Genomic DNA, 25,788 nt, shown 5'->3' on the forward strand with positions numbered 1-25,788 from the left:
CGGCCCGAATCCGATCTAGGAACCCAGACTCGGTCCCTCGACGACGTCGAATTCTGTTGTAGTGGTGGCCGGTTCGTCGCTGTTGGGTGGGTCGTAGGTGAACTCGGCGACGTATCGGCCGGCCTCATGGACGCGGGTTGCGACCGTGGCGCCACCGAGCGTGAGGGGAAGGGTCCGGGTCGTCACGTCACCGTCTGGTTCCGTGAGTTCGAGAAGGACCGGTGTGGTGCCGTCTTCGCCGGTCGGTGTCGGCATCACGAGTACGCCGAGCGTCACGAGGTTGTTGGCGTAGACGGTGCCGATCGGGGGCAGAACGTTGATCTGGTATGCGGTGGCTGCGGTTGCTGTGGGAGCCAGCCCTACCGTGGCCGCACCGGCCAACGCGGCAATGGTCATGGTCGCTCGCGAGAAGTTCATGCACGATCCCTTCCTGTCGACGGCGTCTCAGACCGCAGTCACGTTACGGCAGGGAAGGGGTGAGTCGATGGATCTTCACCGCGTGTTCGAGAACAGTTCGACCGCAGGAGTTTCCGGATCATCGCACCCGAAAACTCTTGAAGGTGAGGCGGTATCCGTGCTCTTCATACCCGGAGTGCGCTGCGCATGGGGCGTTTCGGGGAAGGTGTCCGCTTTCGCGACCTTGTACCGGGGTGGCGGCCGCTGTCCACGGCCGCCACCCGTGAGTACTTCTCAACAACGGGCTGAGAAGTACTCACAAGCTATTTCAGCTCGGCGAGGACGGTGCCTTGGGTGATGGCGGCGCCGGGTTCGACGGTCAGGCCGGTGACGATGCCGGCCTTGTGGGCGTTGACCGGGTTTTCCATCTTCATGGCCTCGAGGACGGCGATGAGGTCGCCCTCGGCGACTTGTTGGCCTTCCTCGACGGCGACCTTGACGACGGTGCCCTGCATCGGGGCGGTGACGGCGTCACCGGAGGCGGCACCGCCACCGGCGCCGCCGCGGGTGCGGGCCTTCGGCTTCTTCCGGACGGCACCATTACCGCCGGTGGTGGGGGCGCCGAGGCTGAACTGGCCGGGCAGGGACACCTCGACGCGGCGGCCGCCGACCTCGACGACCACGTTCTGCCGGGGCAGAGAGTCGTCCTCGTCGACCGGTTGGCCGCCGGTGAACGGTTCGATCTGGTTGTTCCACTCGGTTTCGATCCACTTGGTGTAGACGTCGAAGCCGGTGCCGTCACCGATGAACGCGGGGTCGGAGACGATGGCCCGGTGGAACGGGATGACCGTGGCCAGCCCCTCGACCTGGAATTCGGCGAGGGCGCGGCGGGCGCGGGCGAGGGCCTCGTCGCGGGTGGCGCCGGTGACGATGAGTTTGGCGAGCATCGAGTCGAACTGGCCGCCGATCACCGACCCGGTTTCCACACCGGAGTCCATCCGCACACCGGGGCCGGTGGGCGGGACGAACTTGGTGACCGGGCCGGGGGCGGGCAGGAACCCGCGGCCGGCGTCCTCACCGTTGATCCGGAACTCGAAGGCGTGCCCGCGGGGGGTGGGGTCCTCGAGGATGTCGAGTTTCTCGCCGTTGGCGATCTTGAACTGTTGCAGCACCAGGTCGATGCCGGCGGTTTCCTCGGTGACCGGGTGTTCGACCTGCAGGCGGGTGTTGACCTCGAGGAAGGAGACGGTATCGCCCTGGACCAGGTATTCGACGGTGCCGGCGCCGTAGTAGCCGGCCTCTTTGCAGATGGCCTTGGCGGAGGTGTGGATCCGGTTGCGTTGGTCGTCGGTGAGGAACGGGGCGGGGGCCTCCTCGACGAGTTTCTGGAAGCGGCGCTGCAGGGAGCAGTCGCGGGTGCCGGCGACGATGACGTTGCCGTGCTGATCGGCGATGACCTGGGCTTCGACGTGGCGGGCCTTGTCCAGATATTGTTCGACGAAGCATTCCCCGCGGCCGAACGCGGCGACGGCCTCGCGGGTGGCGGAGTCGAACAGTTCGGGGATTTCTTCGATGGTGTGCGCGACCTTCATGCCGCGGCCGCCGCCGCCGAACGCGGCCTTGATCGCGACCGGAACCCCGTATTCCTTCGCGAACGCGACGACCTCGTCGGCGTTTTTGACCGGGTCTTTGGTGCCGGCGGCCATCGGGGCCTTCGCTTTTTCGGCGATGTGCCGGGCGGTGACCTTGTCGCCGAGGTCGCGGATCGATTGCGGGGAGGGGCCGATCCAGATCAGGCCGGCGTCGATCACGGCCTGGGCGAAGTCGGCGTTCTCGGAGAGGAAGCCGTAGCCGGGGTGGATGGCATCGGCACCGGACTTCGCGGCGGCGTCGAGGATTTTGTCGAACACCAGATACGATTCGGCGGAGGTCTGCCCACCCAACGCGAACGCTTCGTCGGCCAGGCGCACGAACGGGGCATCGGCGTCGGGTTCGGCGTAGACCGCGACACTGGTGTACCCGGCATCGGCGGCGGCCCGGATCACCCGCACTGCAATCTCACCGCGGTTCGCGACGAGCACCTTGGAAATACGTGCACTACTCATCGAAATGTCTTCCCTTTTCTGCAAGTGTCAGTAGCCTGCGTTGACTAGTACCGCGGCGGCGGCCACCTGTCGGCGCAGGATGAGAGCTGGTGTGCCCCACGGGTCTTCGTCGGAAACGGGAGCGTCCGCGGTGGAGCCCGCCGAGGCGAGTGCCGCGAAGACCGCCAGCACCGCGGCGATGTCCGTATCGCTCGGGTTCCCCCGGAACGTCACGACCGGCGCCGCCGGTGCCTGTTCGGTCATCGCGACTCCCGACGCGATCTCGTCGAACACCTCGTCGACCACAAGTTCGGCGGTCATAGTGCCGAATGATTCGCCGCCGCTCATAGCGGAATGTTTCCATGCTTCTTGGGCGGGAGGGTGACCATTTTGCGTTCGAGGAGGCGCAGGGCGGCCACGATCTGTCCGCGGGTGTGGGAGGGCGGGATGACGGCGTCGACGTAGCCGCGTTCGGCGGCGACGTAGGGGTTGACGAGGGTGTCTTCGTATTCGCGTTGCAGTTGCAGGCGCAGTGCGTCGACGTCGTCGCCGTTCTTGGCGGCCTCGAGGAGGCGTTTGCGGTAGACGAAGCCGACGGCGCCGGAGGCGCCCATGACGGCGATCTGGGCGGTGGGCCAGGCCAGGTTGACGTCGGCGCCCATGTGTTTGGAGCCCATCACGTCGTAGGCGCCGCCGTAGGCTTTGCGGGTGATCACGGTGATCTTCCCGACGGTGGCCTCGCCGTAGGCGTAGAGCAGTTTCGCGCCGCGGCGGATGATGCCGTTGAACTCCTGGTCGGTGCCGGGCAGAAAGCCCGGGACGTCGACGAGGGTGATGATCGGGACGTTGAACGCGTCGCAGGTGCGCACGAAGCGGGCGGCTTTTTCGGAGGCGTCGATGTCGAGGCAGCCGGCGAAGACGGTGGGCTGGTTCGCGACGATCCCGACACTGCGGCCGTCGACGCGGCCGAAGCCGACGACGATGTTGCCGGCGCGTTCGGCCTGGACTTCGAGGAATTCGTCGTCGTCGAGGATCCGGCGGATCACCTCGTGCATGTCGTAGGGCTGGTTCGCCGAGTCCGGGATCAGGGTGTCGAGTTCGAGGTCCTCGTCGGTGAGGAAGTCTTCGATGGCGCCGGGGATCGGGTCGGTGGGCTGGGTGCGGGGGGCGGCGGCCTGGTTGTTGCTGGGCAGGTAGGACAGCAGGTCCTTGACGTAATCCAGGGCGTCTTGTTCGCCGGAGGCGACGTAGTGGGCGACGCCGGATTTGACCATGTGGGTGTGTGCGCCGCCGAGGTCTTCCATGGTGACGTCTTCGCCGGTGACGGTTTTGATCACGTCGGGGCCGGTGACGAACATCTGGGAGGTTTTATCGACCATCACGACGAAGTCGGTGAGGGCGGGGGAGTAGACGTGGCCGCCGGCGGCGGGGCCCATGATCAGCGAGATCTGTGGGATCACGCCGGAGGCCTGGACGTTGCGGTGGAAGATTTCGCCGTATAACCCGAGGGAGACGACGCCTTCCTGGATGCGGGCGCCGGCGCCTTCGTTGATGCCGATCAGGGGGCGGCCGGTCTTGAGGGCGAGGTCCATGACCTTGACGATTTTTTCGCCGTAGATTTCGCCGAGGGAGCCGCCGAAGACGGTGGCGTCCTGGGAGAAGACGCACACGTCGCGGCCGTCGATGGTGCCGTAGCCGGTGACGACGCCGTCGCCGACGGGGCGGTTGTCGGCGAGGCCGAAGTTCACGCTGCGGTGGCGGGCGAGGGCGTCGAGTTCGACGAAGCTGCCGTCGTCCAACAATGCGGTGATGCGTTCGCGGGCGGTGAGCTTGCCCTTGGCGTGGACCTTCTCGACCGCTGCTTCACCGCTGGGGTGCTGCGCCTCGGCCTGACGATTACGCAGGTCGGCGAGCTTTCCCGCGGTCGTGTGAATATCGGGCGTAACCGCCGAATCTGTGACTGTCATCTAGAACTGCTTCCCGTCGAGGCTGTCGGAACCTGCGGTCACCCTCAGGGGTGCGCGGCTCGTGGGGCTACCACTCGGACGTCGCCACTTTAACGCACTACTTATCGATCGCTCACGTGTGCTGCGTCACTCCACCCCACGGCCATGGCGCTTTTCATAGTCCTCTCGGGTGCGGTCGGCCCGGCGCTGAGCCTTCGCCGTGAGGAGGTCGGGGTCGAGTCCGTGACTGAGAAGACGGTGCCGACGATAGATGTTCATCAACGCGACCGCGAAGTACAACAGCGGGAGCAGGAGCAGCGCCATCATCGCCAAGGGGACCCAGATCGGACCGGGTATGAGAAGGAACAGCAACAGCACTGCGACGACCGGAAGCATGAATCGAAGGACGTACCGCACGGAGGCGCCGGGACCCACGAGGTCGTTGCGGACCCATTCCTGCATGGAGTCCGGAAGCGTGCGACCGAACAGATACCCGACGTACTGGCTGGGACTGGGACGCTGCGGATCGGCCATGGGTTTCAGAATAGTGCCGACATGCGGAAACGAACTCGACGGCAGTGTGCCGTCGAGTTCGCTCCGTTCGGTCCGTCAGCCGCGCGGGTTACTTGGGCCCACCACCTCCGCCTGTCCCGCCGCCAGTCCCACCGCCGGTTCCCGTTCCGCCACCTGTTCCGCCTCCGGGACGACCGGGGCAGGGCTTCGGCATCGTGGGACCGGTGCCGGTGTTCGGTGCGGAGCTGGCGAGCGGCACGGCGGCCCTGACTACCGGCGGACAGTCCGGCTTCGGCTGCGGCTGTGGTTGCGGGGCAATCGGCAAGGTGTGGGCGGGGCTTGTCTGGGACACGGGGCCGACCGCGAAGGCAGGTCCTGCCGTCGCAGCTGTGACAGCGAGTGCCGCCGCGGCGACGGCGACTGCGGTACGGATCTTCGAGTGGGGCATGCGATACCTCCGGGGTCGGGTTGTGGGGCCCATTTAGATTGGCCTTCAATCGCATTCGGAACTAGATGCCCTAGGGTGCGTGAAACGCACCCCGTCCCTCACTGCTGCTCGGCGTTCGCGACGATGATGTCGCGAACGAACTGCGCCAACCCGGGCGCTATGTCGTCGTAATGCTGGCGAAAACGATCGTCCGCGACGTACATCTCGGCGAGGTTCACCTGCATCGGGTGGTCACAGTCGTAGAACTTCGCGATTCCGGCGCGGTGTTCCTCCGCCAGGGCGTTCGCACGATCCGAGCCGGGTTCGACGCCCGCCGCCATCGCTTCGGCGAGCTTCGCCTCGAGAGCGTCGCCCTCGGCCTTGATACGCTGCCAGTCCTTCTTGTCGAACTTGGCCGTGCGCTGCTGTGATTGCTTCCACGCGTCGGTGTCGCCCCATCGTTCCTCGGCCTCTGCGGCGTACTCTTCACCCGGCCAGTCGGCACCGAAGATTTCGTTCTGCTCTTCGGGGGTGAGCTGAATGCCCATGCTTTTCGCCTCCATCATCTTCTCCACGGCGGCAGCCATCTCGTGTAAGCGATCGATCCGTTCGCTCAGCAGTTCGTGCTGTCGCCGCAGATGCGCGAGGGCATTCACGGCCGGGTCGTCGAGAAGGGCTGCGATCTCCTCGAGAGGGAAACCCAGCGCCCGGTACGTCAGGACGCGGTGAAGACGTTCGACGTCTGCATCCGAGTAGCTGCGGTACCCGCTGGGTGTGCGGTCCGACGGCGTCACCAAGCCGATCTCGTCGTAGTGATGCAGCGTGCGCACACTCACTCCGACCAGCTTGGCGACGACGCCTACCGTGTGTTTCTCGCTCACGTCTCTACCGTGGGGCCTGACGCCGCGTGAGGGTCAAGTCAGCTGTAGAGATCCTGGAGTTCGTCGGAGAAGTTGTTCATCACAACCTTGCGCTTGAGTTTCATGCTCGGCGTGATTTCGCCGTTCTCGACGGTCAATTCTCGATCGAGAATCTGGAACTTCTTGATCTGCTCCCACCGGTTGAGTCCGGCGTTGAGCTCTTCGACATAGCCGCCGATCAGGTTGCGTGTCTCCTGTGCCTGCGCGATCTCGGAGAACGACTTGTCGCCCATACCGTGATGTTTCGCCCATTCGCCGATGGCCTCGGCGTCGAGGGAGATGAGCGCGACACAGTACGACTTGCCCTCACCGTCGACGATCAGCTCGCCGACGTAGGGGCAAATGCCCTTGAAGGTGGAGGCCACCGCGGACGGTGCCACATACTTGCCGTTGGACGTCTTGAACATGTCCTTCTTGCGGTCGGTGATCCGCAGGTAGCCGTCTTGGTCGATCTCACCGATGTCACCGGTGCGGAACCAGCCGTCCTCGGTCAACGCCTCCGCAGTCGCCTCCGGGTTCTCGTGATAGCCGCTCATCACGCCGGGGCCCTTGATCAGAATTTCACCGTCTTCGCCGATCTTCGTCTCGGTTCCGGGGATAGCCCAGCCGACCGTTCCGAAGCGGTAGGCCGACGGCCGGTTGACGAAGGATGCCGCGCTGGTCTCGCTCAGTCCGTAACCCTCGAGAACCTTGATGCCGACGGCGTCGAACCATTGGGCGACATCACGATTGAGCGCAGCGGATCCGGAGATGAAGAATTTCAGGCGTCCACCGAACCGCTCCCGAATCGTGCTGTACACCAACCGATCTGCGAGTGCATGCTGCACCGACTCGAGCAGGGATGGGCCCTTTCCTGCCTGTTTGGCCCTGGACACCGCGAGTCCGACCCCGATGGCCCAGTCGAAGATCTTCGCTTTCACACCGCCCTCTTCGTGGACGGTGGAGACGATGCGGGCATAGGCCTTTTCGAAGATCCGGGGGGCGGCGCCCATGAAGGTCGGGCGCACTACCGCAAGATTCTCGACGATTTTGTCGACCCGTCCGTCGACCGCGGTGGCGAAGCCGATCTGCAGTGGCAGGACGAGCAGCACCTTTCCGAAGACGTGCGACAGCGGTAGCCACAGATACTGCAGGTCGTCGGGATCGAGTAGACCGGTGGAGTCGATCGCGGCCGCCACATAGGTCCACGCCGAATGCGGAAGACGCACGCCTTTCGGTTTTCCGGTTGTCCCGGAGGTGTAGATGAGGGTGGCCAGATCGTCCGGCTTGATCGCGTCGATCCGCTTGTTCACCGCATCCGGCTTCTCGGCCAGCAATTCGGCGCCGAGGTCGTGTAACTGCTCGAACGTGATCACCCAGTCGTCGCCCTCGCCGGGTGTGCCGTCGATCAAGACGACCTTTTCGACATCCGTGAGCTCAGTGCGATTGTCCCGCAGCTTGGCCAGCTGCGAGTCGTCCTCGGCGATGACGATACGGCTCCCCGAGTTGGCGACGATGTAGGCCACATCGGGAGCGGTCGTTGTCGGATACACGGTGGTGGTGGCGGCGCCGGCGCACATCACCGCGAGGTCGGCCAGCACCCATTCGTAGCGGGTGGCGGAAGCCAGCGCCACGCGCTGCTCGGCCTGCACGCCGAGCGAGATAAGGCCGGCGGCGAGGTTGCGCACACGATCACCGGCCTCGGACCAGGTGACGCTCACCCACTCGTCGCCGTTCCCGGGTCGGATGTAGCGGAACGCCTCGTGGCTCGGCGATGTGGCTACCCGATTGATGAACATTGCGGCCACCGACGGTGCCCGATTCTCGATCTTGGAGTGGTCGACGACCTCGTCCGATGCGCGTTGAGCTGCCATACATGGATCTTAGGAAGCGAGGCGGCGTCGGGGAGGCGGATTCGCCCAGGCCGCGTAACCGTGACCTCAGGCGATCGCGCGCGGCGTCTTCGCGACGATGGCCAGCGACATGACAGCGGCGATCGCACACAGACCCCCGGCAACGTAGAACGCGGCGTCGTATCGACCGAACTCGTCGCGCACAAACCCTGCCAGAAATGCGACGATGCCGGCCCCGATCTGGTGCGAGGCCAGAACCCAGCCGAACACGATCGGCGCATCGGCGCCGAAGTGCTTGCGGCAGAGGGCAACTGTCGGGGGCACCGTGGCCACCCAGTCGAGGCCGTAGAAGATGACGAACGCGATCATCGGGGGGTGAACTGTGCTCGCGAAGAGGATCGGCAACAGCATCAGGGAGAGACCGCGCAACAGGTAATAGATGCCGAGCAGCTTGCGCGAATCGAACCGGTCGGTGAACCACCCCGACGCGATGGTCCCGACGACGTCGAAAATTCCGATGACGGCGAGCAGGCTCGCCGCCGCGGTGGTCGGCATGCCGTGATCGTGGGCGGCGGGCACGAAATGGGTGCCCACCAGACCATTGGTGCTTGCACCACAGATCGCGAAGGTGCCCGCCAACAGCCAGAAGACCCGCGTGCGGGCCGCGGAGAACAACACGGTCACGGCCCGGCCCGCAGCACCACCGCGGCCGGTCGGTGCGGGTGGTTCCGCGAGGTAGTCGGGCCCGGCGCCGTACGGCACCGTACCGACATCCGATGGCCGGTTGCGGAGAAACATCAGCACCAGCGGGACGACGGCGAGGGCCGCGAACGACACCGTCAGTGCCACCGTCTGCCAGTTGTATCGCTCGGCGAGCACGGCGAGGATCGGCAGGAACACCAGCTGTCCTGCGGCGCTGCCGGCCGTCAGAATGCCCGTGACCAGACCGCGCCGCGCCACGAACCAGCGATCGACCACGGTGGCGACGAACGCGAGCGCCATCGAACCGGTGCCTAAACCGACGAATACACCCCACAGCAGCACCAGCTGCCAGGTGGCGGTCATGAAGATGGTCAGCCCACTGCCGGCAGACACGAGGACGAGCGCCGCCGTCACAACCCGGCGCATGCCGAACCGCTCCATCAGAGCTGCGGCAAACGGCGACGTCAACCCGTACAGCACCAGGTTGATCGACACCGCGGAGGAAATGCTCGCCCGCGACCAGCCGAAGTCCTCGTGCAACGGGTCGATGAGGATGGACGGCGCAGCACGGAAACTTGCCGCCCCCACCAGAGCGAGGAAAGCGACCATCGCCACCAACCAGGCGTAGTGCAGGCGGGGCGGGGCTATTCGGGCCGGGGGTGCCGGTGGCGCGATGTCGGACGTCACGACGATAAGTCTGCGGGACGGCGTCCCGCCGAAAAAGTTGCCGGAATGCCAACATGTGAAAGAATCTGGCCATGGTCGAACGTCATCGGGTGGTCGTGCTCGCCTTGGACGGTGTGATCCCGTTCGAACTCGGCATCCCCTCGCGCGTCTTCGGCCGGGCGCACGACGCGGATGGCAATTCGCTGTACGAGGTACAGACGTGCACGGCCGACGGCAGACCGGTGCGGTCGGATGCCGACTTCTCGATATCCGTCGATCACGGGCCTGAGCTGCTCGCCGAGGCCGACACGGTCGTGATTCCCGCGTCGTACGAACTCGGCCCCGCCTACGACGAAGGCCATCTGCCGCCGAATATCGAGGCGGCACTCGCGTTCGTCCGGCCCGGCACGCGATACGTCTCCATCTGCACCGGCTCTTACATCCTCGCCGCGGCGGGTCTCCTCGACGGTCTGCGCGCCACCACCCACTGGCGCAACACCGAGCACTTCCAACGGACGTACCCGAAGGTCCGGGTCGATCCCGACGTCCTGTTCGTCGACGAGGGACAGATCCTCACCTCGGCGGGCGTCGCCGCCGGACTCGACCTCTGCCTCCACATCCTGCGCCGAGACCACGGCTCCGACCTGGCCAATCAGGTGGCGCGCCGATGCGTCGTCCCGCCGTGGCGCGACGGCGGGCAGGCGCAGTACATCGAGCGGCCGATTCCGGCAGCCGGTGCGGAGTCCACCGCGGCCACCCGGAACTGGGCTTTGGAGCGGCTCGGGGAATCGTTGACGCTCACCCGGATGGCTGCACACTCGAACATGAGCGTCCGCACCTTCACCCGGCGGTTCGGTGAAGAGGTCGGCACCACCCCGAACCGCTGGTTGATCACCCACCGGGTCGACCGCGCCCGGCAACTCCTCGAGACCACCGACCTGTCCGTCGACGTCATCGCTCGCGAGGTCGGTTTCGGTACGACGGCGTCCTTGCGCCAGCACATGGGTGCCGTGCTCGGCGTCCCACCGTCGGCCTACCGCAAGACGTTCCGCGGTCGCCGCATTCCTCATACCGAGCGCAGATCCAGCCTGCTGACATAGTGGGCCCCGTCGTCGATGGGGTTGTCGGGCGGGAGGTAGCCCGCACCGACGCGGCGGAAGCCGGCCTTCTCCAGTGCCCGCCAGGACGCACGATTCGGTACGACGACGGGAACGATGATTGCTGTCGCGTCGGGTGAGTCCGCGCGGCACTTGTCCACGAAAGCCCTGATCATCGCAGTGCCTACGCCGCGGCCGATGTGTTCCGGGTCGCCGATGAAGTAGTCGATCGACAAGCTCCCGTCCGGTACCTCGACGAGTGGGGTGAGCAGTGCGAGGTCTTCCGGGTAGTCGGCGAGGCGATACCGCTGGATGAACCCCAGGGGACGGCCACCACGCAGGATCAGGAAATCCTCACACGGTTCGGTGCCGTCGATACTTCCCCCGAAGTCCCGCTCGATATCGGCATCCGATGTCTCGTGGTTCCAGAACCGTGCGACGTGGGGTTCGCGGAGCCACTTCTGAAGCTGGGGGAAATGGTCCCGGGTGGTACGGAGAAACTCGAAGTCGGCGCCTGAGTCTGTCCGCTCGGCGGAGTCGGTCACGCAGGCGACGCTACTCGGTCGGCGACCGCGTGGGCGGCCCGTTGTGGCGCACCGTGCGGGTGGCCTCGAGTACGGCGCGGACGAGTTCGCTGCGGCTCCCCCGGGTTTCGGCGAGGAACACGGCCACGGGTGACTGGGTCGGCCGGTGCCGGCTGGATGTCGGCGGCGGCACTAATCGGTGAATAACGCCCATACATGCCGGTATACCCGGTCCAAGCGGCGCTGGGCGCCATCTGATGCCCCAGCGTTGCGCGCCCATCCGCATACAGTGAACCCCCGTCGCAGATTCGAGGGGCGTTCTCGGGTTTCGTGGTCAGTGTCGGAGTTGTTGTGCCCAGGCGGCGAAGAAGGCACGAAGTTGGGGTATCTCGGCGGCGGCGGTAGGGATCGCGTGGTCGGGGAATCGCTGGAGGGTGTCGAACATCGTGGCGAGTATCTGCGGGTCGAACCCGGCGTCGATCTCGGCTGCCCGCGTCAGCAGTGTTTGTTTGTCGTAGATGGCCGAGAGTGCGTAGATGTCGGAGAAGTCGCGGGCTTCGGCGCGGTCGGGCGATGAGTTTGCGGCCGGCGAGTTCTTCGGGCGCGTAGGTCGGTCCTGCCACGCTCGCGGTTGCCGGTAGTCCCGGGGCGGAGTCCAGCACCATGTCGACCAGGAGTTGTTCGGGTCCATGGATGAGTAAGCGACAGAAGGTGGTCCCGTCATGGATGCGATCGATTCGCCAGCCGCGGGTGTCGGCGGCCTGCTCGAACTCGTCACGAGCCCTGGTGACGTCGCCGCGGTCGGGGCCGGTGAAGAAATCGAGGTCTTGTGTCGGGCGGGTGCTCAGTTGCTGGGCGATCAGTGCTGCGCCGCCGGCCAGGAGGAAGCCCTTGCTGGCCGGCAGGGTGAAGAATAGCTGGGCAACCTCGAGCTGGAACTCGGTCAGCACGACGATGTCCGGTGGTGCCGAGATTGCTCCGCTGTGCTCATCGGGCGGGGAGAATCTGTTCGATCACCGGTGTCCAAGCGATGCGCAGGTCACGAGGCAGGACGAGCTCGGACCAGAGGTCGATCAGTAGTGCTCCGTCGATGTAGGTCAGCACGTGGTCGGGGGTGCCTTCGCGCAGGACGATCTCGTACACCCGCGATCGCTCGGACCGGTCGGACAGCCGAAACGAGCGCCCGGGATCGGACCAGTTCAAGGCCAGGGGCAACTCGACTGTCGCCATCGCTCGCTCGAGAGGCAGGCGGGGAAGACGATCCGGGACGAGGTAGTTCCGGCCGCGCGCCCCGGGGACCGGATGGAAGGTGATGTGCGGGGTGGCGTCGAGGTCGTAGCCGGCTTCGTTGAGGAGTCGTTGCACCGTGTCCAGGGATGGGGACTTGCGTCCGTTTTCGTAGGCCGAAAGGGTCGGTCGTGAGGTGTGGGCGCGGCGGGCGAGTTCGTCCTGGCTCAGGCCGGCGGCCCGGCGAACGCGTTCGAGAAGTGCTGCTCCTTTCATGCTGCGTTTCCGTCCTTCCAGCCGCAACTATCGCCATATGTATCCGATTGGATACGCTACGCGCGTGGGGATTGCACGGCAACCAGCTCATCGAGCGCGTGGAGGATGTCCGTCGCCGGACATCGGTTCAATATGAACATTGATCACGACTTTTTTTGACTTGGACATGTATCGAACGCGGCTCTAGCGTGGCTTTATGACTCAGGTCACGCCGGTGAACCAGCGTGCACCGGGTAGCCCCGTCGTTACACCAGAAACCGAGAGGAGTCACCGATGACCCTCCCCCTCGCCGTCTCACCGGCGGTCGACAGTGCGGTATCGAAGATCTTCCGCCGCGTCGTGCCGTTGTTCATCGTCATGCTGATCTGCAATCAGCTCAACCGGTCGAACATCGGTTATGCGCAGACCCACCTCGAGGCCGATGTCGGCATCGGGGCCGCAGCCTACGGTTTCGGTGCGGGTGTCTTCTTCATTGCCTATGCGATCTTCGAACTGCCGTCGAACGTGCTCATGGAGAAGTTCGGCGCCAAGGTGTGGCTCACCCGCATCATGATCTCGTGGGGCCTGGTGTCGGCGGCGATGGCGTTCGTCAACGGCCCGGAGATGTTCTACGTCCTGCGGTTCCTCCTCGGTGTCGCCGAGGCCGGTTTCTTCCCGGCGATCATCTTCTACTTCACCCGCTGGCTGCCGAACAACCACCGCAGCCGCGCTACGGCACTGTTCATTGCGGGGTCCTCTATTGCAGCCGCGATTTCGGGACCGCTGTCCGGACCGCTGCTGTCCCTCGACGGGCTCGGTGGACATCACGGCTGGCAGTGGATGTTCGCGCTGGAGGGACTGCTGTCGGTGGTCGTCGGGTGCATCGCCTACCGGTTGCTCGACTCGAAGATCGACGACGCGAAGTGGCTCACCGGCGTGGAGAAGCACGATCTGCAGGCCGTCATCGCCGAGGAGGACGTGCTGCGCAGTGAGGCGTCGGTGAAACGTGGCGAGTCGGGTTCGCGCTGGAAGCTGCTTCTGCAGCCGCGGATCCTGGTGTGCTGCGGCATCTTCTTCGCGATCACCATGGCGATCTACGCCAACACGTTCTGGCTTCCGTCGATCATCCGCCGTATCCCCGGTACCAACGACGTGACCGTCGGGCTGCTGTCGTCGCTGCCGTGGATCTGCGCGATCTTCGCGATGTACTTCTCCAACCGCTCGGCCGACCGCACCGGAAGGCACAAGCCCTACCTCGTCGCCGCGCTGCTCATCGGCGGTGTCGGCACGATGGCCGCCGCGTTCGTCACCCCATGGCTGGCGCTTCCGCTGCTGTGCGTCGCGACGATGGGTTTCAAGAGCGCGAGCCCACTGTTCTGGTCGATTCCACAGCGCACGCTGCACCCGATGGTGCTGGCACCGGCGATCGCGATCATCAACTCGCTCGGCAACCTGGGTGGCTTCGTCGCCCCATTCGGCTTCGGGGTGATCAAGGAACAGACCGGCACGGTGACGATGGGCCTCGTCGTCCTGTCGCTCTTCGCCCTCGCCGCCGCCGCAGCGGTGACGTACTTCCGGCGCGACAAGGAAGACATCGACGACGTCGCGAACCTGGCGGAGGTGGGCTCCGACGAGCCAACCGCGGCAGCCAAATGACCCCTCACCGGCACATACGAAACGCAGAGAACTAGAGGACCCACATCATGACAGCAACGGTGAACCGGACCGACGTGACCGGACAGATGATCATCGCAGGCAAGCCCGTGCAGGGTTCGGGCCCGACGATCCACGGCATCGACCCCGCCACCGGCGAGCGGCTGGAACCGGGTTTCGCGCACGGGACCGAGCGGGACGTCGAGACCGCCTGCGCAGCGGCCGACGAGGCGTTCGCGCCGTACCGCGCAACGAGCAGCGAGGACCGCGCCCGATTCCTCGAAGCGATTGCCGACAACATCGAGGCCCTCGGCGACACGCTCGTCGCCCGAGCGTGTGCCGAATCCGGACTTCCCCAGGGTCGCATCACCGGTGAGGTGGGCCGCACGTCCGGACAGCTGCGGTTGTTCGCCGGCGTCCTCCGTGACGGTGGCTGGAACGGTGCCCGCATCGACCCCGCCCAGCCCGACCGGACCCCGCTGCCCCGGGCCGATATCCGCCAGCGCAAGATCCCGCTCGGACCGGTTGCGGTGTTCGGCGCGAGCAACTTTCCCCTGGCGTTCTCCGTCGCCGGTGGCGACACCGCGTCCGCGCTGGCGGCGGGCTGCCCCGTCGTCGTCAAAGCCCACGACGCACACCCGGGTACCTCCGAACTGGTCGGACGGGCCATCGCGGACGCCGTCGCGAGCACCGGTATGCCGGCGGGCACCTTCTCGCTGCTCTATGGTGCCGGTCCCGGGCTCGGCACGGCACTGGTGAAGGACTCCCGGATCAAGGCGGTCGGGTTCACCGGATCCCGTTCCGGTGGAACCGCTCTGGTGGCGGCAGCCGCCGGGCGACCGGAACCGATCCCTGTGTACGCGGAGATGAGCTCGATCAACCCGGTGTTCCTGCTCGAGAGCGCACTCGCCACCCGCGGCGCCGACCTCGGTCGCGCATTCGTCGCGTCCCTGACGCTCGGCTCCGGTCAGTTCTGCACCAACCCCGGACTCGTCATCGCCGTCGACGGTCCCGGCCTGGCCGCGTTCGTCTCGGCCGCGAATGCGGCCGTCGCCGAGACTGTGCCGACGCCGATGCTCACCCCGGTCATCGCCGGCTCCTACGCCGACGGGGTTGCCGCCCTCGAGGGCGCGGCCACCGTGGAGGCCCGCGGCGCCGAGTCGGACGCACCCAATTCGTGCCGGGCGGCACTCTTCAGCAGCGACGCCGACACGTTCCTGGGCTCGGACGTGTTGCAGCAGGAGGTGTTCGGGGCCTCCAGCCTGGTCGTCAAGTGCCGCGATGCCGAGCAGGTGCGCGCCGTGGCGGCGAGGCTCGAAGGTCAACTGACCGCGACCGTCCACGCAGACGAGGAAGACCTGGACGAGGCCGGACGCCTGCTGAGCGTTATCGAACTCAAGGCCGGCCGAATCCTGTTCGACGGTTGGCCCACCGGCGTCGAGGTCGGACACGCGATGGTGCACGGCGGTCCCTACCCCGCGACATCCGACTCGCGCACTACGTCGGTGGGGTCGCTGGCGATCGAACGCTTCCTGCGACCCGTTGCCTACCAGGATGTTCCGCCGTCGTTGCTGCCCACCGCCGTCGCCGACGGCAACCCCGAACAGTTGTGGCGTCGTATCGACGGCCGCCTCACCCAAGACTGACATCCACTCGTGAAGGAGAAACCAATGCTCGACGGAGTCCTGTTCTTCCCCGTGACACCGTTCACCGAATCCGGTGACGTCGACTACGACCGGCTCGCCGAGCACGTCGCCAAGGGGGTGGACGCCGGACCCGGCGGCGTCTTCATCGCCTGCGGCACCGGCGAATTCCACGCCCTCGGACTCGAGGAGTTCGGTAGGATCGTGGCCACGGCCGTCGAGGCCGTCGCGGGACGGGTCCCGGTGTTCGCCGGTGCCGGCGGCTCGATCGCGCAGGCCAAGGAATTTGCGACGAGCGCCAAGGCCAACGGCGCCGACGGCATCCTGTTGCTCCCGCCCTACCTCGTGACGATGCCGCAGGCCGGGTTGGTGGAATACACCCGCGCGGTCGCCGACACCACCGACCTGCCCCTCATCGTCTACAACCGCAGCAACGCCCGTTTCGACGAGGCGTCCGCCGTCGCGGTGGCCCAGTTCCCCACCGTCATCGGCCTGAAGGACGGTACCGGTGACCTGGACAAGGTCGCGCGTATCGTCCGCGCCGTGAAGGATGCTCTCGCACCGTCGGGTAAGCAGTTCCTGTTCTTCAACGGCATGCCCACGGCGGAGATCTCCCAGCAGGCGTACCGGGCCATCGGTGTCACGCTGTACTCGTCGGCGACCTTCGCGTTTGCACCCGAACTGGCTCTCGGTTTCTACGACGCACTCGAATCGGGCAACGAGGACCTCACCGACGCGCTGCTCCGCAGCTTCTTCCATCCTCTGGTCCGCCTGCGCGATCAGGTGCCGGGTTATGCGGTGTCCCTCGTCAAGTTCGGCGTCACCATGGAGGGCCTCGAGGCCGGGCCGGTGCGCCCGCCGCTCGTGCAGCCGAGCGAGGCTCACAAGCGGGAACTGGCCCAGATCACCGCGGCCGGACGGGCAGCGCTCGCGGACGCTCTCGCGGTTCAAGCGGTGCGCTGATGTCCTCGGTGCCCATCCGCATCACCGGTGCCCGCATCACACCGGTCGCCTTCGTGGATCCGCCGCTGCTCAACACGGTCGGCGTGCATCAACCGTATGCACTGCGTGCGATCATCCAACTCGACACGGACAGCGGCCTCGTCGGGTTGGGTGAGACCTACGCGGATACCGCGCACCTCGCTCGACTCCAGGCGGCTGCGGAGTCCATTACCGGACTTGACGTGTTCTCGCTGAACGCCATTCGGGCGGCGATCGACGCGAAGATTGCCACGCTGTCGATCACCGGCGGTGACGGGGTCGCCGGGATGATCACCACCGCCAGTACGACCGATCGCGTGTTCTCCCCCTTCGAGGTGGCATGCCTCGACGTGCAAGGCAAGGCGCTCGGCCGGCCGGTGTCCGATCTGCTCGGCGGCAAGGTGCGCGACACAGTGCCCTTCAGTGCCTACCTCTTCTACAAGTGGGCCGGGCACCCCGGGGCCCACCCGGACGAGTGGGGTGAGGCGCTGGACGCGGACGGACTGGTGCGTCAGGCCCAGAAGATGATCGGCGAGTACGGTTTCGAGGCGATCAAGGTCAAGGGTGGGGTGTTCTCTCCCGAGGAGGAGATCGCCGGCATCAAGGCATTGCGCGCCGCGTTCCCCGACCTGCCGCTGCGCCTCGACCCCAACGCGGCGTGGACCGTCGACACCTCGATCCGGGTCGCGTCGGAACTCGACGGCATCGTCGAGTACCTGGAGGACCCGACGCCCGGACTCGACGGCATGGCCGAGGTCGCGCGTGAGGCGAAGATGCCGTTGGCCACAAACATGTGCGTCGTCGCATTCGATCAGCTCAAACCTGCCGTGCTGAAAGACTCCGTTCAGGTCGTGCTGTCGGACCATCATTACTGGGGTGGCCTGCAGCGGTCGCGGTTGCTCGCCGGCATCTGCGACAACTTCGGCCTGGGACTGTCGATGCACTCGAACTCGCACCTGGGCATCAGCCTGGCCGCGATGGTGCACCTCGCAGGCGCCACGCCGAACCTCACTTACGCCTGCGACACGCATTGGCCGTGGAAGACGGAGGACGTGGTCAAGCCTGGCGTGCTGACGTTCGTCGACGGCGCGGTCGCGGTGCCGACGACGCCGGGATTAGGCGTCGAGATCGATGAGGACGCGCTCGGCGCATTGCACGAGCAGTACCTCGACTGCGGAGTGCGCGACCGCGACGACACGGGATACATGCAGTCGATCGATCCGACTTTCGAGAACACCTGCCCACGCTGGTGAACCGGGTGGCCGTCGATCCGGGGTGCACGTGCGCAGGTCCGCTACATTGTTCGGACGAGCGCCCCGGCTCGACGGCAGAGGAGTAGGTCGATGTTTTCCCTTGCGCGGCTGTCGTGCTTCATCGCCGTCGCGGAGGAATTGCATTTCGGGCGGGCCGCGGAGCGACTCCACATGACTCAGCCTCCGTTGAGCCGGCAAATTCAGCAGCTCGAAAGCGAACTGGGCGTGCAGCTGATCGACCGCACCAGCCGATCGGTCACGCTGACCGCCGCGGGAACGGCGTTCCTGCCCGACGCGCGCCGCATCTTGTCCCTGTCGGAGAGCGCGGTACTGACGGTGCGGCGGGTACCCGCGGGTGATCTGGGAACTGTGGTCGTCGGGTTCACCGGCGCATCGGCCCACGCGGTACTACCGCGACTGCTCGAGGCTGCCCGCGACACTCTTCCCGATGTGAAGATCGATCTCCGCGAAATGGTGACGTCGGTGCAGATCGATGCTCTCACCAGCGGTGAATTGGACCTCGGACTGATCCGGCCGATCCTCACCCGGCCCGGAATAGACACCCGGCCCATTCACCACGAGAACCTCGTCGCCGCGCTCCCGCAGGGACACCCGCTGGCCGAGCAGGACCACCTGACCGTGGAGGACTTCGACGATCAACCCGTGGTCATGTATTCACCCGTCGATGCGCGGTATTTTCACGAACTGCTGATCAGCACCTTCACCATCGTCGGAGCGTCGCCGCGGTACGTGCAATACGTGACGCAGGTTCACACGATGCTCGTCCTGGTGCGTTCCGGTCTGGGGATGGCGCTGGTGCCGGAATCTGCGCAGACAATGCATCCCGAGGGTGTGGTGTTCCGGCCGGTCACCTCGGTGCGGGATCGGCCCGTGCAGATGAACGCCGCCTGGCGCGCGGACAACCGCAACCCCGCACTGCAGCGGATAATGAACGATGTTCTGCCGCAGCACGAATGGAATTGACAGATCAGAGCGTGAGCCGGCAGCTCTGACCTATGTCGAGCACCCGCAGCACGCGGCCGGTTCCCAACCACAGCGCGCACGACAAGGCGAGGTCGGTGAGAAGTTCGTCGGAGAAGTGTTCATGACACCGCTGCCAGAAATCCTCGTCTTCGCGCAGCGCGGTGTGGTCGGTGGCGAATCGGTAGGCGAACTCGGCTGCCGTCCGCTCCCGCTCGCCGTATCCCGGCCACGACTCCCACTCGAGGACGTGATCGTAGAAGTGCTCGTCGATACCGGCGTCCGGCCCACCGCTGTCCCGGGCCCCGCGGCACACCGCGCACTCGTTCGCCACGGCGATCGCCATCCGTGCAATCTCCCGTACGCGCAACGGTAACCGGTTCCGGTTGTACACGGCATCGGTGAAGCCGCCCAGTGCCTTACCTAGCTCCGGCGAAGCCGACAACCAACCGGCCAGGTCATCGTCGCTGTAGCTACCCACTCGGCTCATTCCCGAATGCTACAGCGAACGGCGCGCGAGGCGATAGAGTTGACACAGGTTCTAATCTTTCCATCGCTCCGGCACAGGGGGTGAGTTCCCTGGAGGTCCCGTCGACGCCCGCCCTGTGCCTTTCACGCCGTCAACCGGGGAATGTGCGGGGAACCGATTCCTTCGAACCGGGCCGAAGCCGGGCCGAAAAACCGCGTGTGGGCAGTAGTGTCTTGTGGGCTGTAACCAGATCAAAAGGAGTTCAGGGTGGCGCAGAAAGTGGTCGTGGAATTGGTCGACGACATCGACGGGAGCCTCATCGAGGACGGGAAGGGCGAGCACATCACCTTCTCGGTCAATGGAGTCGACTACGAGATCGACCTGAAGACGAAGAACGCCAGAGAGTTCCTGCGCACCATGGACTTCTACATCGAGCACGCCACCCGGGTCGATGAGCGGAAGGGCCGGTCCACCTCGAGCGCGAAGCCGCGCGGCCGTGCCCAGGCGAGTACGGTCCGCGAGTGGGCGGTGGAAAACGGGTACGACATTTCCTCGCGAGGCCGCATTCCCGCCGAGGTTCAGGAAGCGTTCGACGCAGCGCATTGACGAGCGGCAGCCGCGATCGAGGCGAAGTAGTCGCTGTTCCGGAGAAGTAGTGCATCTGGTTATCCAAAATCGTGACTGATTCCAGAAAAGTGCGTCATAGTAGTGAGGTGCCCTCGACGCGGGATTACGAAGTGCAGTTGCGTGCAGCCCAGCTACGCGTGACTCGCCCTCGCCTGGCGGTGCTGGATGGCGTCCGCGAGCATCCGCACGCCGACACGGAAACAATTTTCGACGCCGTGCGAACGCACCTACCAGGAGTTTCCCGGCAAACTGTGTACGACGTTCTGCATGTGCTCACCGACGTGGGCTTGGTGCGGCGGATCGAGCCGTCCGGCTCCGTCGCACGCTACGAGTTGCGTGTCGGTGACAATCACCATCACGTCGTGTGCCGGGCGTGCGGGGTTATCGCCGACGTCGACGGCGCCGTCGGCGAGGCGCCCTGCCTGACTGTGTCCGACGACGGCGGTTTCGTCGTCGAGGAGGCCGAGGTCATCTATTGGGGTCTGTGCCCCGACTGCTCGACATCACACACTTCGCGAAAAAAACCGCGATAACAGCCCGATCTACTCGCTCCTGGAAGGAATGCTGTGTCCGATAGCTGCCCGGTCGCTCATGACGGCAACACTCAGAGCACCAGTGAAAGTGAAAACCCCGCAATCCCGTCCCCCACGGTCAAAGAACATCGTCCGAGGACGAACCGCGACTGGTGGCCCAACCAGCCGGAACTGTCAGTGCTGCATGCACACTCGTCGAAATCCAACCCGATGGGCGCCGACTTCGACTACGCCGAGGAGTTCGCCAAGCTCGACGTCGAGGCGCTCAGGCGAGACGTCATCGATCTGATGACCACCTCGCAGGACTGGTGGCCTGCCGACTACGGCCACTACGGTGGGCTCTTCATCCGAATGAGCTGGCACGCTGCCGGCACCTACCGCATCGCCGACGGTCGCGGCGGTGGCGGGCAGGGTGCCCAGCGTTTCGCCCCGCTCAACAGCTGGCCCGACAACGCGAGCCTCGACAAGGCGCGCCGGCTGCTGTGGCCGGTCAAGCAGAAGTACGGCAAGCAGATTTCCTGGGCGGATCTGCTCGTCTTCGCCGGCAACTGTGCCCTCGAGTCGATGGGGTTCAAGACTTTCGGATTCGGTTTCGGCCGCGAAGACGTCTGGGAACCCGAGGAAGTGTTCTGGGGTCCGGAAGACACCTGGCTCGGCGACGAGCGCTACAGCGGTGATCGCGAACTGTCCGGTCCGCTCGGGGCCGTGCAGATGGGTCTGATCTACGTGAACCCGGAGGGACCGAACGGGCAGCCGGATCCGCTGGCAGCGGCCCGCGACATCCGGGAGACGTTCGCCCGCATGGCGATGAACGACGTGGAGACCGCCGCGCTGATCGCCGGCGGCCACACCTTCGGTAAGACACACGGCGCAGGCGATGCCGACCTTGTCGGCCCGGAGCCGGAGGGCGCCCCGATCGAGCAGCAGGGTTTGGGCTGGAAGAGCGCATTCGGCACCGGCGTCGGCAAGGACGCGATCACCAGCGGCCTCGAAGTCGTGTGGACCCCCACCCCGACGAAGTGGGACAACAGCTTCCTGGAGACGCTGTACGGCTTCGAGTGGGAGCTCACCAAGAGCCCCGCCGGCGCCTGGCAGTGGACCGCCAAGGACGGTGCGGGTGCAGGCACGATCCCCGACCCGTTCGACTCGTCGGCGGGACGCAACCCCACGATGCTCACCACGGACCTCTCGTTGCGCATGGACCCGACCTACGAGAAGATCACTCGGCGTTGGCTCGATCACCCGGAGGAGTTCGCCGAGGAGTTCGCCAAGGCGTGGTACAAGTTGCTGCACCGCGACATGGGACCTGTCACGCGCTACCTCGGCCCTTGGGTTCCAGAGGCGCAGCTGTGGCAGGACCCGGTTCCCGCCGTCGATCACCCGCTCATCGGTGACAGTGAGATCGCTTCGTTGAAGGGCAAGATCCTCGATTCGGGGCTGTCCGTTTCCCAGCTGGTGTCTACCGCCTGGGCGTCGGCAGCCACCTTCCGCGGCACCGACATGCGGGGCGGCGCCAACGGTGCGCGGATCCGGCTCGAGCCGCAGAAGAACTGGGAGGTGAACAACCCCACCGAGTTGTCCACGATTCTGCAGACCCTCGAGCAGATCCAGCAGGACTTCAACTCGTCGCAGTCCGGCGGGGTGAAGGTGTCACTCGCGGACCTGATTGTCCTGGCCGGTACCGCAGCTGTGGAGAAAGCGGCCAAGGCCGCCGGCCACGACATCACGGTCCCGTTCACCCCCGGGCGCACGGATGCGTCGCAGGAACAGACCGACGCGGAAACGTTCACCGTGCTCGAGCCGAGGGCCGACGGGTTCCGCAACTACCTGCGAGCGGGCGAAAAGTTGCCGGCCGAGGCCCTCCTGGTCGACCGGGCTTACATGTTGAACCTGACCGCTCCGGAGATGACGGTTCTCGTCGGTGGCTTGCGGGCCCTGAACGCGAACTTCGGCCGAACCGAGCACGGCGTCTTCACCGACCGGCCCGAGGTGTTGACCAACGACTTCTTCGTCAACCTCCTCGACATGGGTACGGAGTGGAAGGGATCCGCCTCGGCCGAGAACGTCTACGAGGGCAGTGACCGGGTCACCGGTGAGACCAAGTGGACCGCGACCGCCGTCGACCTCGTCTTCGGTTCCAACTCGCAGCTGCGTGCTCTCGCCGAGGTCTATGCCGCCGCCGACGCGCAGCAGAAGTTCGTGCAGGACTTCGTCGCTGCGTGGAACAAGGTGATGAATCTCGACCGGTTCGACCTCGCCTGAATCTCAGCCGAACCGCATACGGCACCCCGTGAGCTGACTACGCTCGCGGGGTGCCGTGCGTGCTGTCGCGCCGTCGGCGGTCAACCCGTGACGCGCGCTGCGTTCCCGGCGTCGACGGGCAGGACGATGCCGCTGATGTGTTCGCTGCCCTCCGCGGTGAGGAACAGAACGACGCGGGTGATCTCGGCGGGGTCGAGCCACGCCACGGGCTGGGCGTGGAGGCTGCGGAAGACCGGTGCGACGTCGTCGGATCCGGGATTGTCGAGGTCGGGCCGCATCATCCGGTACAGGGAATCGTTGTGGATCATGGGAGTCGAGATGTTGCCGGGGGCAACGGCATTGACAGTGATCCCGTGCGGTGCGAGGTCGAGCGCCGCACTCTTGGTAAGTCCGATGACGCCCCATTTGGATGCGGCGTAGGCGGCCATGTTGGCATTTCCGGCCCGCCCCAGCATGGAGGAGACGGTGACGATGCGCCCGTATCCGCGGCGGATCATCCCCGGGGCCACCGCTCCGACAGTGTTGAAGACGCCGGTCAGGTTGGTACCGATGGCCTCGGACCACTGTTCCTGGGTGAGGGACTGGACGGGTGCGGCCACGGACACGCCGGCATTTGCCACGGCAATGTCGATTCGTCCCAGTTCGGATTCGGCTCGTGTGACGAGCGCGTCCATGGCGCTTCGGTCGGCGGTGTCCAGTGTCGCTGTGATGCAGCGACGTCCGGTCGACCGCACCAGCTCCGCGGTCTCGTCGAGATCGGCCTCGGTGGCGAGGGGGTAGCCGACCACCGGGCTGTTCGCGCACCGATCGCACAGGACGATGTCTGCGCCGCGTTCGGCAAACGCGACCGCGTGGCTACGGCCCTGGCCGCGGGCTCCACCGGTGATCAGGGCGACTCGGCCATCGAATCGATCCATCGTTGTCTCCTTGTCCGGACGTACTACCGCAGCTTGATGCTGCCGCCGTCCGCCATCAATGTCTGGCCGGTCATGTACCGCGAATCGTCGGTAGCGAGGAACACCGCCACGGGCGCGATGTCGGTCTCGGGATCGCCGATGCGCTGCAGGGGAACCTTCGCCACGGAGGCCGCCGCGCGTTCGGGGAACGCGGCCTGCCACGCGAGGACTCCTTCGGTGGCCGCGAACGGACAGATCACGTTCACCCGGATCCCGTCGGCCGCCCACTCGTTGGCGGCCACGCGGCTCACGCCCCGGATCGCTTCCTTCGCCGCGGCGTACGACGTCTGGGTGGGCATGCCGTCCAGACCGGACCCGGACGCAAAGTTGATCACCGAACCTTTCGCCGACTTCAGTTGCGGGTAGCACGCCTGCATCAGGTGCACAACGGGATAGAACCCGGTCTGGAAGGAAAGGTCGAACATCTCTTGGGTGTGGTCGACCAGCAGTGCCTGGCGCGACGCGTGCGCGTTGTTGACCAGTACGTCCACGGATCCGAACGCTTCGACTGCGGCGTCACGGATCTGGTCGGCGGACTCGCGTCGGGAGATGTCGACGTTCAGGAAGCGGGTGGCCGCGCCGAGTTCCTTCTCGAGAGCCGTGCCGCGTTCGTCGTCGATGTCCACGAACAGGACGTTGGCGCCCTCACGGACGAAGACCCGGGTGATGGCTCGCCCGATCCCGCCAGCGCCGCCGGTCACGATTGCTGTCTTTCCCTGCAGTCTCATGGTGTTCCTTTGCGCGTTCGGGTCAGACACCGACGGTCGCGGCGGTGGCCAGCGCCGCCTTCTCGAGTTCCGCGACGCTGAACGCGGCGTAGTTCTCGTACGGTCCGCGGCCCGCGAAATAGGGAGTCAGAAGTCCTTCGAGTTCCTCGGGTGAGAAGGCGGATCCCGCTGCATCGAAGCGGTTCTCGACCTTTGGTGCCGCCATCAAGGCGACCATCTTGCCGTAGACGACGAAGACCTGCCCGTTGATTTCGTCCGAGGCGGGGGAGGCCAGGTAGTGGACGAGTGTGGCGACGCGTTCGGGCGAGAGGGGATCGGGCCCCGCGTCCGCGGCGGTGTTTGCCCCGAAGGCGTCGGCCGTCATCGCAGTGCGGGCGCGCGGGCAGATGGCGTTGGCGCGCACTCCATATCGTGAGAGCCCCTGCGCCGTCGACAGGGTGAGAGCGGTGATTCCGGCCTTGGCCGCCGAATAATTGGGTTGGCCGGCCGAACCGAAGAGGAAGGCCTCGGACGACGTGTTGATCACCCGTCCGTACACGGGCCCTCCCGAGGCCTTGCTCGCTTCGCGCCAGTGCACCGAGGCCGCACGAGACGTGGCGGCATGCCCTTTGAGGTGAACGCGAATGACGTCGTCCCAGTCGGATTCGGACAGGTTGAAGATCATCTTGTCGCGAAGGATCCCGGCGTTGTTGATGAGGATGTCCATCGATCCGAAGGTGCCGACTGCTTCCTGGACGAGGCGTTCGCCCAGCGACCAGTCGGAGACGTCGGCCGTGACCGCCGTCGCCTGACCTCCGGCAGCCGTGATCTCCTCCGCGACGGTGTGTGCATTGTCGCCCATGTCGTTGACGACGACGGCGGCCCCGGCCGCGGCGAGGGCGAGGGCTTCGGCGCGGCCGAGTCCCGCACCGGCGCCGGTGACGACGGCAGTGCGTCCAGCCAGGTTCAGCGATTCCGTCATGCGTACTCCTCGATAGAAAAATTAGATTTCATTCTAGTTCTAGCGTATGGCATCCCCGCAAGTCACTAGTCAAAGCCAAGTTCTGACGAGAATGTTTTCTACTTTCCGCGAGGTCTCGCTGAGTGGGAATTGTGGTCGAGGTCACTGGCGCG

General features: G+C 65.8%; 24 protein-coding genes and 1 pseudogene. 10 read left to right on the top strand and 15 right to left on the bottom strand.

The annotated features are described in order from the left end of the window. Nucleotides 1-15: 15 nt before the first annotated feature. From GFS60_RS00350 to GFS60_RS00370, 5 genes are all read right to left on the bottom strand, one after another. Nucleotides 16-417, bottom strand: coding sequence for a hypothetical protein (locus tag GFS60_RS00350; protein ID WP_159918492.1), 402 nt, complete (start codon nucleotides 415-417; stop codon nucleotides 16-18). Nucleotides 418-719: 302 nt separating this feature from the next. Then, on the bottom strand, nucleotides 720-2,501 hold the full coding sequence (locus tag GFS60_RS00355; protein WP_159918493.1) for an acetyl/propionyl/methylcrotonyl-CoA carboxylase subunit alpha: 1,782 nt from the start codon (nucleotides 2,499-2,501) through the stop codon (nucleotides 720-722). Between the two features lie 27 nt (nucleotides 2,502-2,528). Beyond that, nucleotides 2,529-2,801 (bottom strand): acyl-CoA carboxylase epsilon subunit, encoded by a 273-nt coding sequence (locus tag GFS60_RS00360; RefSeq protein WP_236603331.1) that lies wholly within the window; start codon nucleotides 2,799-2,801, stop codon nucleotides 2,529-2,531. Nucleotides 2,802-2,824: 23 nt separating this feature from the next. Continuing rightward, nucleotides 2,825-4,447: an acyl-CoA carboxylase subunit beta gene (locus GFS60_RS00365; RefSeq protein WP_159918494.1), complete on the bottom strand. Its 1,623-nt coding sequence runs from the start codon at nucleotides 4,445-4,447 to the stop codon at nucleotides 2,825-2,827. 126 nt (nucleotides 4,448-4,573) lie between these two features. Then, on the bottom strand, nucleotides 4,574-4,960 hold the full coding sequence (locus tag GFS60_RS00370) for a DUF5313 family protein (protein WP_109325471.1): 387 nt from the start codon (nucleotides 4,958-4,960) through the stop codon (nucleotides 4,574-4,576). Between the two features lie 203 nt (nucleotides 4,961-5,163). On the opposite strand from GFS60_RS00370, the gene GFS60_RS00375 reads away from it, so the two are divergent. Then, nucleotides 5,164-5,424 carry a hypothetical protein gene (locus tag GFS60_RS00375; RefSeq protein ID WP_159918495.1) on the top strand — a complete coding sequence of 87 codons (261 nt, stop codon included), beginning with the start codon at nucleotides 5,164-5,166 and terminating at the stop codon, nucleotides 5,422-5,424. 61 nt (nucleotides 5,425-5,485) lie between these two features. Here the strand turns inward: GFS60_RS00375 and GFS60_RS00380 are convergent, their stop codons facing one another. From GFS60_RS00380 to GFS60_RS00390, 3 genes are all read right to left on the bottom strand, one after another. Beyond that, on the bottom strand, nucleotides 5,486-6,247 hold the full coding sequence (locus tag GFS60_RS00380) for a MerR family transcriptional regulator (RefSeq protein WP_159918496.1): 762 nt from the start codon (nucleotides 6,245-6,247) through the stop codon (nucleotides 5,486-5,488). Nucleotides 6,248-6,285: 38 nt separating this feature from the next. Beyond that, the gene (locus GFS60_RS00385; RefSeq protein WP_159918497.1) at nucleotides 6,286-8,139 is read right to left on the bottom strand and encodes an AMP-dependent synthetase/ligase; all 1,854 of its coding nucleotides are present in this window, start codon (nucleotides 8,137-8,139) and stop codon (nucleotides 6,286-6,288) included. Between the two features lie 66 nt (nucleotides 8,140-8,205). Further along, entirely contained in the window at nucleotides 8,206-9,507 is a 1,302-nt protein-coding gene (locus GFS60_RS00390; protein ID WP_159918498.1) for an MFS transporter, read from the bottom strand. Nucleotides 9,508-9,578: 71 nt separating this feature from the next. Between GFS60_RS00390 and GFS60_RS00395 the strand changes: the two genes are divergently transcribed. Next, nucleotides 9,579-10,586 carry a GlxA family transcriptional regulator gene (locus GFS60_RS00395; RefSeq protein ID WP_159918499.1) on the top strand — a complete coding sequence of 336 codons (1,008 nt, stop codon included), beginning with the start codon at nucleotides 9,579-9,581 and terminating at the stop codon, nucleotides 10,584-10,586. On the opposite strand, the gene GFS60_RS00400 is transcribed toward GFS60_RS00395, so the two are convergent. From GFS60_RS00400 to GFS60_RS00410, 3 genes and pseudogenes are all read right to left on the bottom strand, one after another. Then, nucleotides 10,553-11,128, bottom strand: coding sequence for a GNAT family N-acetyltransferase (locus GFS60_RS00400; RefSeq protein ID WP_159918500.1), 576 nt, complete (start codon nucleotides 11,126-11,128; stop codon nucleotides 10,553-10,555). The genes GFS60_RS00395 and GFS60_RS00400 overlap by 34 nt on opposite strands. A 548-nt stretch (nucleotides 11,129-11,676) precedes the next feature. After that, nucleotides 11,677-12,057, bottom strand: a pseudogene (locus GFS60_RS40260) (nucleotidyl transferase AbiEii/AbiGii toxin family protein); the annotation flags it as partial. Nucleotides 12,058-12,094: 37 nt separating this feature from the next. Beyond that, nucleotides 12,095-12,610 carry a helix-turn-helix domain-containing protein gene (locus GFS60_RS00410; RefSeq protein WP_159918501.1) on the bottom strand — a complete coding sequence of 172 codons (516 nt, stop codon included), beginning with the start codon at nucleotides 12,608-12,610 and terminating at the stop codon, nucleotides 12,095-12,097. Nucleotides 12,611-12,883: 273 nt separating this feature from the next. Between GFS60_RS00410 and GFS60_RS00415 the strand changes: the two genes are divergently transcribed. The 5 genes from GFS60_RS00415 to GFS60_RS00435 all read left to right on the top strand — a co-directional run bounded on the left by GFS60_RS00415 (nucleotide 12,884) and on the right by GFS60_RS00435 (nucleotide 19,103). Further along, nucleotides 12,884-14,245, top strand: coding sequence for an MFS transporter (locus GFS60_RS00415; RefSeq protein WP_159918502.1), 1,362 nt, complete (start codon nucleotides 12,884-12,886; stop codon nucleotides 14,243-14,245). Nucleotides 14,246-14,292: 47 nt separating this feature from the next. After that, on the top strand, nucleotides 14,293-15,888 hold the full coding sequence (locus tag GFS60_RS00420; protein ID WP_159918503.1) for an aldehyde dehydrogenase (NADP(+)): 1,596 nt from the start codon (nucleotides 14,293-14,295) through the stop codon (nucleotides 15,886-15,888). 24 nt (nucleotides 15,889-15,912) lie between these two features. Next, on the top strand, nucleotides 15,913-16,848 hold the full coding sequence (locus tag GFS60_RS00425) for a 5-dehydro-4-deoxyglucarate dehydratase (protein WP_159918504.1): 936 nt from the start codon (nucleotides 15,913-15,915) through the stop codon (nucleotides 16,846-16,848). After that, nucleotides 16,848-18,119, top strand: a complete 1,272-nt coding sequence (locus GFS60_RS00430; protein WP_159918505.1) for a glucarate dehydratase family protein — start codon at nucleotides 16,848-16,850, stop codon at nucleotides 18,117-18,119. The genes GFS60_RS00425 and GFS60_RS00430 overlap by 1 nt, the downstream gene beginning before the upstream one ends. A 90-nt stretch (nucleotides 18,120-18,209) precedes the next feature. Then, nucleotides 18,210-19,103, top strand: coding sequence for a LysR substrate-binding domain-containing protein (locus GFS60_RS00435; protein ID WP_159918506.1), 894 nt, complete (start codon nucleotides 18,210-18,212; stop codon nucleotides 19,101-19,103). Nucleotides 19,104-19,107: 4 nt separating this feature from the next. Here GFS60_RS00435 and GFS60_RS00440 read toward each other — a convergent pair whose 3' ends face one another. Then, complete coding sequence (locus GFS60_RS00440) at nucleotides 19,108-19,590, bottom strand: carboxymuconolactone decarboxylase family protein (protein WP_159918507.1); 483 nt, start codon at nucleotides 19,588-19,590, stop codon at nucleotides 19,108-19,110. Between the two features lie 246 nt (nucleotides 19,591-19,836). Here GFS60_RS00440 and GFS60_RS00445 point away from each other — a divergent pair, with 246 nt between their 5' ends. From GFS60_RS00445 to katG, 3 genes are all read left to right on the top strand, one after another. Next, entirely contained in the window at nucleotides 19,837-20,175 is a 339-nt protein-coding gene (locus GFS60_RS00445) for a histone-like nucleoid-structuring protein Lsr2 (RefSeq protein ID WP_159918508.1), read from the top strand. 107 nt (nucleotides 20,176-20,282) lie between these two features. Next, nucleotides 20,283-20,729, top strand: coding sequence for a Fur family transcriptional regulator (locus tag GFS60_RS00450; RefSeq protein ID WP_159918509.1), 447 nt, complete (start codon nucleotides 20,283-20,285; stop codon nucleotides 20,727-20,729). A 33-nt stretch (nucleotides 20,730-20,762) separates the two neighbouring features. Continuing rightward, on the top strand, nucleotides 20,763-22,991 hold the full coding sequence (gene katG, locus GFS60_RS00455; protein WP_159918510.1) for a catalase/peroxidase HPI: 2,229 nt from the start codon (nucleotides 20,763-20,765) through the stop codon (nucleotides 22,989-22,991). Nucleotides 22,992-23,071: 80 nt separating this feature from the next. Here katG and GFS60_RS00460 read toward each other — a convergent pair whose 3' ends face one another. The 3 genes from GFS60_RS00460 to GFS60_RS00470 are packed head-to-tail and all read right to left on the bottom strand — an operon-like array spanning nucleotide 23,072 to nucleotide 25,636. After that, the gene (locus GFS60_RS00460; RefSeq protein WP_159918511.1) at nucleotides 23,072-23,908 is read right to left on the bottom strand and encodes a mycofactocin-coupled SDR family oxidoreductase; all 837 of its coding nucleotides are present in this window, start codon (nucleotides 23,906-23,908) and stop codon (nucleotides 23,072-23,074) included. 23 nt (nucleotides 23,909-23,931) lie between these two features. Beyond that, nucleotides 23,932-24,675 (bottom strand): SDR family NAD(P)-dependent oxidoreductase, encoded by a 744-nt coding sequence (locus GFS60_RS00465; protein WP_159918512.1) that lies wholly within the window; start codon nucleotides 24,673-24,675, stop codon nucleotides 23,932-23,934. Between the two features lie 22 nt (nucleotides 24,676-24,697). Next, complete coding sequence (locus GFS60_RS00470; protein WP_159918513.1) at nucleotides 24,698-25,636, bottom strand: 3-oxoacyl-ACP reductase; 939 nt, start codon at nucleotides 25,634-25,636, stop codon at nucleotides 24,698-24,700. Nucleotides 25,637-25,788: the final 152 nt, after the last annotated feature.

Origin of the sequence: Rhodococcus sp. WAY2 (genome assembly GCF_009859915.1) — a bacterium.
Classification (GTDB): domain Bacteria; phylum Actinomycetota; class Actinomycetes; order Mycobacteriales; family Mycobacteriaceae; genus Rhodococcus_F; species Rhodococcus_F oxybenzonivorans.

Excerpts from the sequence above, each read along its gene's own strand:
- GFS60_RS00350 (WP_159918492.1), bottom strand. The coding sequence starts at position 417 with ATGAACTTCTCGCGAGCGACCATGACCATTGCCGCGTTGGCCGGTGCG.
- GFS60_RS00355 (WP_159918493.1), bottom strand. The coding sequence starts at position 2,501 with ATGAGTAGTGCACGTATTTCCAAGGTGCTCGTCGCGAACCGCGGTGAG.
- GFS60_RS00360 (WP_236603331.1), bottom strand. The coding sequence starts at position 2,801 with ATGACCGCCGAACTTGTGGTCGACGAGGTGTTCGACGAGATCGCGTCG.
- GFS60_RS00365 (WP_159918494.1), bottom strand. The coding sequence starts at position 4,447 with ATGACAGTCACAGATTCGGCGGTTACGCCCGATATTCACACGACCGCG.
- GFS60_RS00370 (WP_109325471.1), bottom strand. The coding sequence starts at position 4,960 with ATGGCCGATCCGCAGCGTCCCAGTCCCAGCCAGTACGTCGGGTATCTG.
- GFS60_RS00385 (WP_159918497.1), bottom strand. The coding sequence starts at position 8,139 with ATGGCAGCTCAACGCGCATCGGACGAGGTCGTCGACCACTCCAAGATC.
- GFS60_RS00395 (WP_159918499.1), top strand. The coding sequence starts at position 9,579 with ATGGTCGAACGTCATCGGGTGGTCGTGCTCGCCTTGGACGGTGTGATC.
- GFS60_RS00410 (WP_159918501.1), bottom strand. The coding sequence starts at position 12,610 with ATGAAAGGAGCAGCACTTCTCGAACGCGTTCGCCGGGCCGCCGGCCTG.
- GFS60_RS00415 (WP_159918502.1), top strand. The coding sequence starts at position 12,884 with ATGACCCTCCCCCTCGCCGTCTCACCGGCGGTCGACAGTGCGGTATCG.
- GFS60_RS00420 (WP_159918503.1), top strand. The coding sequence starts at position 14,293 with ATGACAGCAACGGTGAACCGGACCGACGTGACCGGACAGATGATCATC.
- GFS60_RS00425 (WP_159918504.1), top strand. The coding sequence starts at position 15,913 with ATGCTCGACGGAGTCCTGTTCTTCCCCGTGACACCGTTCACCGAATCC.
- GFS60_RS00430 (WP_159918505.1), top strand. The coding sequence starts at position 16,848 with ATGTCCTCGGTGCCCATCCGCATCACCGGTGCCCGCATCACACCGGTC.
- GFS60_RS00435 (WP_159918506.1), top strand. The coding sequence starts at position 18,210 with ATGTTTTCCCTTGCGCGGCTGTCGTGCTTCATCGCCGTCGCGGAGGAA.
- GFS60_RS00440 (WP_159918507.1), bottom strand. The coding sequence starts at position 19,590 with ATGAGCCGAGTGGGTAGCTACAGCGACGATGACCTGGCCGGTTGGTTG.
- GFS60_RS00460 (WP_159918511.1), bottom strand. The coding sequence starts at position 23,908 with ATGGATCGATTCGATGGCCGAGTCGCCCTGATCACCGGTGGAGCCCGC.
- GFS60_RS00465 (WP_159918512.1), bottom strand. The coding sequence starts at position 24,675 with ATGAGACTGCAGGGAAAGACAGCAATCGTGACCGGCGGCGCTGGCGGG.
- GFS60_RS00470 (WP_159918513.1), bottom strand. The coding sequence starts at position 25,636 with ATGACGGAATCGCTGAACCTGGCTGGACGCACTGCCGTCGTCACCGGC.